The organism is Salipiger bermudensis (genome assembly GCF_017309175.1).
In the GTDB taxonomy this organism is placed as follows: Bacteria; Pseudomonadota; Alphaproteobacteria; order Rhodobacterales; family Rhodobacteraceae; genus Salipiger; species Salipiger bermudensis.
Window position 1 is genome coordinate 1 of sequence record NZ_JAEKJV010000035.1, and the last position, 7,884, is coordinate 7,884.

Annotated in this window: 5 protein-coding genes; all 5 read left to right on the forward strand. The window is 61.5% G+C overall.

Translation table 11 applies throughout. The annotated features are described in order from the left end of the window. The first annotated feature begins 285 nt into the window (after positions 1–285). The 5 genes from JF542_RS23985 to JF542_RS24005 all read left to right on the forward strand — a co-directional run bounded on the left by JF542_RS23985 (position 286) and on the right by JF542_RS24005 (position 7,658). Positions 286–819: a TRAP transporter small permease subunit gene (locus tag JF542_RS23985; RefSeq protein WP_207077692.1), complete on the forward strand. Its 534-nt coding sequence runs from the start codon at positions 286–288 to the stop codon at positions 817–819. Further along, positions 816–2,285 carry a TRAP transporter large permease subunit gene (locus JF542_RS23990; protein ID WP_207077693.1) on the forward strand — a complete coding sequence of 490 codons (1,470 nt, stop codon included), beginning with the start codon at positions 816–818 and terminating at the stop codon, positions 2,283–2,285. The genes JF542_RS23985 and JF542_RS23990 overlap by 4 nt, the downstream gene beginning before the upstream one ends. Before the next feature lie 351 nt (positions 2,286–2,636). Beyond that, positions 2,637–3,167 carry a VOC family protein gene (locus JF542_RS23995; RefSeq protein ID WP_207077694.1) on the forward strand — a complete coding sequence of 177 codons (531 nt, stop codon included), beginning with the start codon at positions 2,637–2,639 and terminating at the stop codon, positions 3,165–3,167. Positions 3,168–3,715: 548 nt separating this feature from the next. Then, the gene (locus JF542_RS24000) at positions 3,716–4,183 is read left to right on the forward strand and encodes a hypothetical protein (protein WP_207077695.1); all 468 of its coding nucleotides are present in this window, start codon (positions 3,716–3,718) and stop codon (positions 4,181–4,183) included. Between the two features lie 112 nt (positions 4,184–4,295). Beyond that, positions 4,296–7,658 (forward strand): DUF4214 domain-containing protein, encoded by a 3,363-nt coding sequence (locus JF542_RS24005; RefSeq protein ID WP_207077696.1) that lies wholly within the window; start codon positions 4,296–4,298, stop codon positions 7,656–7,658. Positions 7,659–7,884 lie beyond the last annotated feature (226 nt).

Below are 7,884 nucleotides of genomic sequence, written 5' to 3' on the forward strand. Positions count from 1 at the left end.
GCTGGCCCGATACGGCTGCGCTGTGTGAGGGCTACACCGCATCGGGCCAGCTACCCGGGCGCTCCAAGGGGGTCATTTTTGGATGCCGATAGGGGGTCACGATTGGCTGCCGATTGACACGGGTACGCCGATTGGCAGAACCTAGGCTACCTCAAGCCCGCCACGGACTGAACAAGACGGGACCGGGCTCCGCGCCCGGTCCTGCCGAAACGGGCCCTGCCACGAACGCTGGCGGGGCGGCCATGCCGACGCCGGACCGGGCGTGGAGGAAAGATGTCCCCTTTGTTGAAACTGAGCGCAGCGATCGACGCCGTGCTGAACACGATCGCGCGTATCGCGGCCTTTGCGCTTCCGGCGCTGGTCGTCGTCGTGGTCTTCGACGTTGTCACGCGGCGCTTTCTGCAGATGGGGTCGACCCAGCTGCAAGAGGCCGAGTGGCATCTGCACACGATCCTGATCATGGGTGTGCTCGGAACCGCCTATATCCACGACCGCCACGTGAGGATCGACCTGCTTCACGCGACGTTCTCACCGCGCGGCAAGGCGCTGGTCGAGCTGCTGGGCATTCTGCTGCTGGTTTTTCCGTTCTGCGCCGTCACCGGTTACTACGCCACGAATTTCGCCCTGACCTCGTTCACACGTGGTGAGGTCTCGCAGTCGATCGACGGCCTGCCTTACCGCTGGGCAATCAAATCCATGTTGCCGCTCGGCATCTACCTCGTCGCACTGGCCGGACTCAGCCGCGCCTGTCGCAGTGCTGCCGCGCTGATCGACCCGCACCGCGCCAATCTCGACCGCAAGGGGGCGGGCTCGCTGTGAGCACCTTCATCGAATTTCTGCCGCTTTTCATGTTCGCCACGATGGCGATGCTGCTGTTTTCCGGGTTTCCGGTGGCTTTCGTCCTGGGTGGGGTCGGTGTCGCCTTCGGCCTGATCGGCGTGTTGACCGGCGAGCTGATCCCGATCCAGCTCTATTCCATCACCCAGCGCATGTGGAGCGGGGCTGCCGAGAATCTGACGCTGACCACGGTGCCGCTTTTTGTCTTCATGGGGGTGGTGCTTGAGAAGGCCGGCGTGGCCAAGGATATGCTTGCCAGTCTCAACCGGGCGCTGGAACGCGTTCCCGGCGGGCTTGCGCTTTCGGTCACGCTATTGGGCATCATCCTCGCCGCGGCCACGGGCATCGTTGGCGCCTCGGTGGTGATGCTGAGCCTGCTGGCCATGCCGGTGATGCTGGAGAAACGATATTCACCGGCACTGGCCTCGGGAACCATCGCAGCCTCGGGCACGCTCGGGATCCTGATCCCGCCGTCGATCATGCTGGTGATCATCGCCGATCTTCTGTCGCGTTCCGTGGGCACGATGTTCATGGCAGCCTTCGGTCCGGGCCTGCTTCTGGGCGTCCTCTACCTGGTGTTCATCCTCGGTGTGAGCGTCTTTGCGCCGGGGGCCGCCCCGGCGGCGCGCAGCGGACATGGGAGCAAGGATCTCGGCCGGCTGATCGTCACGCTTCTGGTCGGACTCGTGCCTGCCTTTCTGCTGATCTTCTGCGTGCTTGGTTCGATCCTCTTCGGTTGGGCCACCCCGACCGAGTCCGCCGGGATCGGCGCGGGAGGCGCGCTGCTGCTCGCCTTCGTGGTGCGCCCGGTGATCTACACCGCGCTGAGCTACACCCGCTTCGCGATCGAAGGCGCGGCGGCCAATGCGGCCAAGGGCGGCGCGCTGTCGCGCTTCGCGGCCGAGAACCGCGGCTGGTGGCGGATCTTTCTGGACACGATCCGGGAGTCCGCGCTGACCACCGGCATGATCTTCATGATCATCCTTGCCGCCACCGCCTTCGCCCTGACATTCCGCCTGCTGGGCGGCGAGCATCTGGTGACCGACTACGTGATCGCGCTCGAGTTGAGCCCCTGGCACCTGCTGGCGATCGTGCTTGTCCTGGTCTTCGTTCTGGGCTTCTTCTTTGACTGGATCGAAATCACGCTGATCGTCCTGCCGGTCTTCGCGCCAATCATGCTCGCACAGGATTTCGGCGAGCACGTTTCGCCCCAAGATCTGCCCTATTGGTTCGCCATCATGCTGGCGATAAACCTCCAGACCTCCTTTATGACACCGCCGATGGGGCCGTCACTGTTCTACCTCAAGGCGGTGGCGCCGCCCGAAGTGCGGCTGGGCCACGTCTATCGCGGGATCATTCCCTTCGTGGTGCTGCAGTTGATCGCCCTGATGCTGGTCATGGCCTTTCCGGAAATCGCAATGTGGATCCCGCATGCGATGCTGGATTGAGCCGCGAGCCACCTTCGCCTCTCTGAACGCAACCGAGGATGCCGGAGGGCGAAGAGTCGACAGCTCCGCGGCTGAAGTCTTCGCGTGCAAACTGCGTGTCGCCATCAAGGCAACCATCGCCTGACCGAAACTGCCTTTCGCCGAAGGTGAAGCGCGGCCTCCGAACGGGGGCCGCGCTTGTGTTTCAACGGGCGAAGAGGAGCGGAGCCAGCTCCGTTGCGGGGCGATCTGCAAGGGAGCAGTCCCGCCAAAAAAAAGAGAGTTTGATATTACGTAACTGATTTGAATCAAGTCGCGCTTACGGCCGAAAGTCTACTAGTTGCATATGCAACTAATAATGGAGCTTGTACCGTGAAGATCGAACGCATTCACCACGTCGCCTATCGCTGCCGTGACGCAAAGGAGACCGTCCCGTTCTATACCGAGATGCTCAATATGGGCTTCGTGCTGGCGATCGCCGAAGACAAGGTGCCCTCGACCCACGAGCCGGACCCCTACATGCATGTCTTTCTCGACGCCGGGGCGGGTAACGTGCTGGCATTTTTCGAGCTTCCCACCAAGCCCGACATGGGGCGTGATGAGAACACACCCCCTTGGGTCCAACACATCGCGTTCCAGGTGAAGGATCGCGAGGCTCTGCTGGAGTACCGAGATCATCTTGAGAAGAATGGCGTTGAGGTGCTCGGCGTGACCGATCACTCGATCTACTTTTTCGATCCGAACGGCAACCGGGTCGAGCTGGCAGCGCCGGATCCGGATCAACAGAAGGCGCTGGAACGACTCGATTCTGTAAAATGGGACATGCTCGAAGAGTGGAGCCGGACCAAGCGCGCCCCAAAACACGCAGATTGGCTACACGCGAAGGAGTTCGAAACGTCGTGACCGCGCCACTTGTCCATTGAGGCCTTTTTGCAAAGTCTAACGCTTTGAAAGGTATGGTGGTTTTTCCGGCTTGAAGGCCGGTTTTCGGCTCACGCCAATAGGAGCTGAATACACCATACGTAGTACTGCCCTTTTCACGCTGAAATCTCCATTTTACCTTATAAAATAATGGTTTGAGGGGAATCGCGTGTTCGAACATTTCGTCGAACGAGCGGTTCGGACTCGACATGCTTACAGCTTCCTCCTCAAGTAGAGCCTTCTCCTGTTGGAGTTCGGAAATGCGAACCTCGTATGGGCGTTGACTATGATCTGCGTCCGGGCAAGGTTCTCTTCGGCGAGGATTGCCCGAAGATCTTCAAGGGGATCACGCTGGCCAGGTTGAAGCCCGAGCGGACCAAGATTGGCTCTTGATAATGGCAATGCGTGAGACACGCGAAACCTGAGATCTGCTGTTGAGAATCTTCATAATGTGTTAACATCTTGACGTCGGAGAGCGCCGTGTCTGCGACGGGGCGTCTTCCGGCTTTGATGATCGGAGAGATTTCACCTTGATCGATTTGAGCGGAATATTGCGGGGTTCTCCCGTACTCGTATGCCAGTTCGCAGCGCTTTTTGTTGCCGGGTGTGCGCAAACCCTCATCCCGTCAGAAGCGGTCGGCATGTCGAGCGGCACATCCGGTGCGCGCGTCGCCAGCTTCTTCGAGGGGACTGTCTCGGACATCGTGAGTTTCGAGCCTCTCCAATTTACGCTGGACTGCTGCGAGGGGCGGCTTGAACTCGGAATGGCCGATGTCCGAAGCGCGTCTGAGGCGAGCCGGGCTGCCATTGCCGCCCTCCTGTCAGGTCGAAAGCTGAGCTGTACCGCCTTTTCCGAGGCGCCCCGGTCGGGGTCCGGGCCGGACAATTTCGTCTGGTGCAACACGACCGACGGCACGCTGCTCTCGTCGATCCTGATCGAAAGAGGGCTGGCAACCGAGAAGTGTGAGTTCAGCGGGAACCAGTTCGGAACCTGCTGATCGGCAATTGGGAAACGGGGACGAAACAGAGGAGGAAGAAGGCCAGAGGGGGGACGCCGATTTTGGGCCGGTGTCGATTTCAAGACCTGAATTTTATTGGAGGAGTGGGGCAATGACAGCGCTTACGCAACAGTATGAATTGAAGAACGTTGATTGGGCGACCTTTGGCAATGGCGATGCCAGGGATGGCAATACCACCGTCACCGTTTCGGGGGTGACCGGATCACAGAGATTCGCTTTCCTGTACTGGGGAGAGCTGAACTTCAGCGGGTCGAGCGACACCCAGATCACCGTGAACGGAACCGCCGTGACAGGGACGACGCTTGGCACGTCCGTGGACACGTGCTGGGGCTCCGACCAGAGCGTCGGATACTTTGCCAATGTCAGCGACATCGTCAACGGCGACGGAAGCTACACGATCGAAGGCATGGGTGAGGGCGGGCAGGGCGCTTCGCTGGTGGTCTTCTACGATGATGGCGACGCGACCAACAATCGCGATGTGACCATTTTTGCCGGCAACGACTCGACCGACCAGTCCGGCTCGATTACGACAATCAACCTCGGAAATCTGGAATACGAAAGCGGCACCTCGACGCTGACGCTCTTCGTCGGCGATGGTCAGAGTTTCACCGACGGCGATCTGACGATCAACTCGACGCTTCTGGGCACCAACCAGTTTCCGGGCGGTGACGGCGCGCTCTGGGACATCAACACCTATGATATCACCTCGGTGCTGAGCCCCGGCGACAACAACCTGGCCGTCACCCATGTGAGCGATGGTGACTGCCTGCAGTTCGTGACTGCGATCGTAGACAAGGCTGCAAAGCCGCCGGTGCTTTTCCTCGACTTCGATACCGCGATCCCGCGCGACTACTATGTGACCTATGCCAGCTATCTCGGGTTCCTCGGGCTCGACGCCCGCGAGACCTCGGCCACCCGTGCCGGAACCGAGCCGCTCGGTGTGTTTACCGCAGCCCAGAAAACCGAGCTCGTTGGGCTGGTGCAGGACATCTTCGACCGCTCCGGCATCGCGATGGACGTCACCTCGACGCAACCGACCAGCGGCGATTACCACTCGGTGCGGTTCACGTCGACCAAGCTGCGTTACGACACCACCGGCGACGGCAACGACAACGCCCGTCTGCTCGGGCAGGCCTATGAGGGCGTCGACCGGTACAACACCGAGGACAACAACATCGTCGCCGTGCTGATGGATGGCAGCGATGCGATGCTGTCGGTCGCCGAGACCGTCGCGCACGAGGGGGCGCACGCCTTCGGTGCGCGTCACATCAACCCAGTGCAGGGCTCCGGCACCGAGGTGATGGATTACGACTCGAGCGGCCTCGAAACCTTTGTGAAGACGCCGGCCAACATCACCGAGCCGCCGGTCGACGGCAAGCCCGCCACCAGCGTCACTCACAACCCTGCATACCACATCCGCCGCTACGTGAACGAAGAGAGCGACACGCAGCTGCGCCTTGAGGGGCTGACCCCGGGCACCTGGGATCGCACCGCCTTCGAGAACATCCTCTATTCGCTCGGCCTCTCAGATCTGACCCAGTCTCTGAGCGACCTCTACGTTCTGGTGCTCGGAAGAGATCCGCTCGTTGAGGGCGACGACGAGAGCTTTGGCACCCTGATCCCGGTGGCTGAAAACATCGACAGCTCGGGCAACCTGACCTTCACGGTGCCGGAGGGTTCCGAATTCCGGATCGTGGCGTCGACCGGCGACAGCAGCGTTCTGGATGCAGTGCTTGAACTCGATCCGGACGCAGACGACCCCTATGCGATGACGGCCAACCCGTCGTCGAACCCGTCGGGAACGCTCGTCATGGACGATGGCACCGGCAACCCGGTGGCCATCGGCAGTTTCGCGTTGGAGGTCGAGGAGGTCATCGAGGTTGCTGACGCGGAGGCGCTTGCGCCGCTCTTCGTCTCGATTGATCGCAACATGGAGTCGGAAGCCGGCCCGGATGCCACCGTCACCGTCAGCCGCGGCGCGGACACCACCGGCGACTTGACCGTGGTTCTGTCCAGCACGGACACCTCGGCCGCGACGTTGCCGGGGACCGCGATCATCCCCGATGGCGAAACCGAAGTGGAGGTCAGCCTCTCAATGATCGACGACTTCCGTCTCGACGGGCTGCAGACGACCACCATCCTGGCGCTTGCCGAGGGCTATGAAAGCGCGTCGACGAACTTTGACGTCATCGATGATGAGACGGCCATCATGGGGACGCTCGATCCCGACGATCTGACAGGTACTCCGGATCTCGACGGGATCTTCGGCTTCGCAGGCGATGACCGGATTCTCGGGCTCGAATCGAATGACATCATCGGCGGCGGCCTTGGCAACGACACCGCGGTCGGCGGGCCCGGGGCTGACATCCTGTCGGGCGGGGCGAACGACGACGTCCTGATCGGGGGCAGCGTCCCACCGGTCGACGAGCTGGGCCAGACCAGTGGGGCCCAAGTCTTCCGGGTTTTCGGGGCGACGCTCGACCGCATCCCCGACTCGTTGGGATATGACAACTGGTCTGGCCAGCTCGAGAGTGGTGCGATGGTCTTGACGCAGGTGATCACCGGCTTCGTCGCATCGCCCGAATTCCAGGCCACCTACGGCGCGCTGGATGACGAAGCCTTCGTCACGTTGCTATACAACAACGTGCTTGATCGCGACCCGGATGCCGGCGGTCTGGCGAATTGGCTGTCGCAACTCGCGTCCGGAACCACACGCGAGGAGGTCGTCCGGGGCTTTTCGCAGAGCCCGGAATATATCGCGCAGACAAACGATTCGGCCAGCGCCTATGTCCTCGCGGGGATTGCGGCGCCTTTCGCGGACGATGTCTATCGCCTCTACGAGGCAACCCTCGATCGCGAGCCCGATGTGGTCGGCCTGACCAACTGGTCAACAGAGAGGGGCATGGGCACATCCTACCTCGACGTTGCGTCGGGCTTCGTAAACAGCCCGGAGTTCCAGACCACCTACGGGGCGCTCGACGACGAGGCTTTCGTGACTCTGCTCTATAACAACGTGCTCGACCGTGATCCCGATGCGACGGGACTCGCGAACTGGCTCCAGCTTCTCTCCGAGGGCGCGAGCCGCGAGGAAGTGGTGGAGGGCTTCGCCCAGAGTCCGGAGTTCGTGGCCAAAACGGCCGAGGCGTTCGCAGCCTACATGGCAGCGACCGAGGGCGACACTTATGACGGTGGTCCAGGCGACGACCTGATGAGCGGCAGCCTTCTGGCTGATGACTTCATCTTCGAGCGCGAGGATGCCGGACGCGACCGGGTGCTCGAGGTGGATGCCTTCGATACCGCGTCGTTCCTCGGCTTCGGCTACGCGGATGCGGCGGAAGCCAGATCCCATATGACCGAGGTGAACCTCGATGTCGTCTTCGCGGATCAGGGCGTGTCGGTGATCTTCATGCACACTGACATGGAGACGATCGATAGCATGACGATCCAGGTCTGACGGTCTGGGCTGTCTGCGCCGGGAGCGTTCCGAAGCAGCTGGCACTGACCTGCTCCGCAGAGAGGCCGAGCTTATGAGTTAGTTCTGATCAGGGTTTGGCCCTCTACGTAACCGGCCGGTAAGGACCACAGCTCAAGCGACGGCCTTCGCCTCTTTGGATTGCGGCACCCAGTTCCACGGCAGCAGCTCGTCGAGGCGGTTGATCTTGTGGTCGCCGATGCGGGCC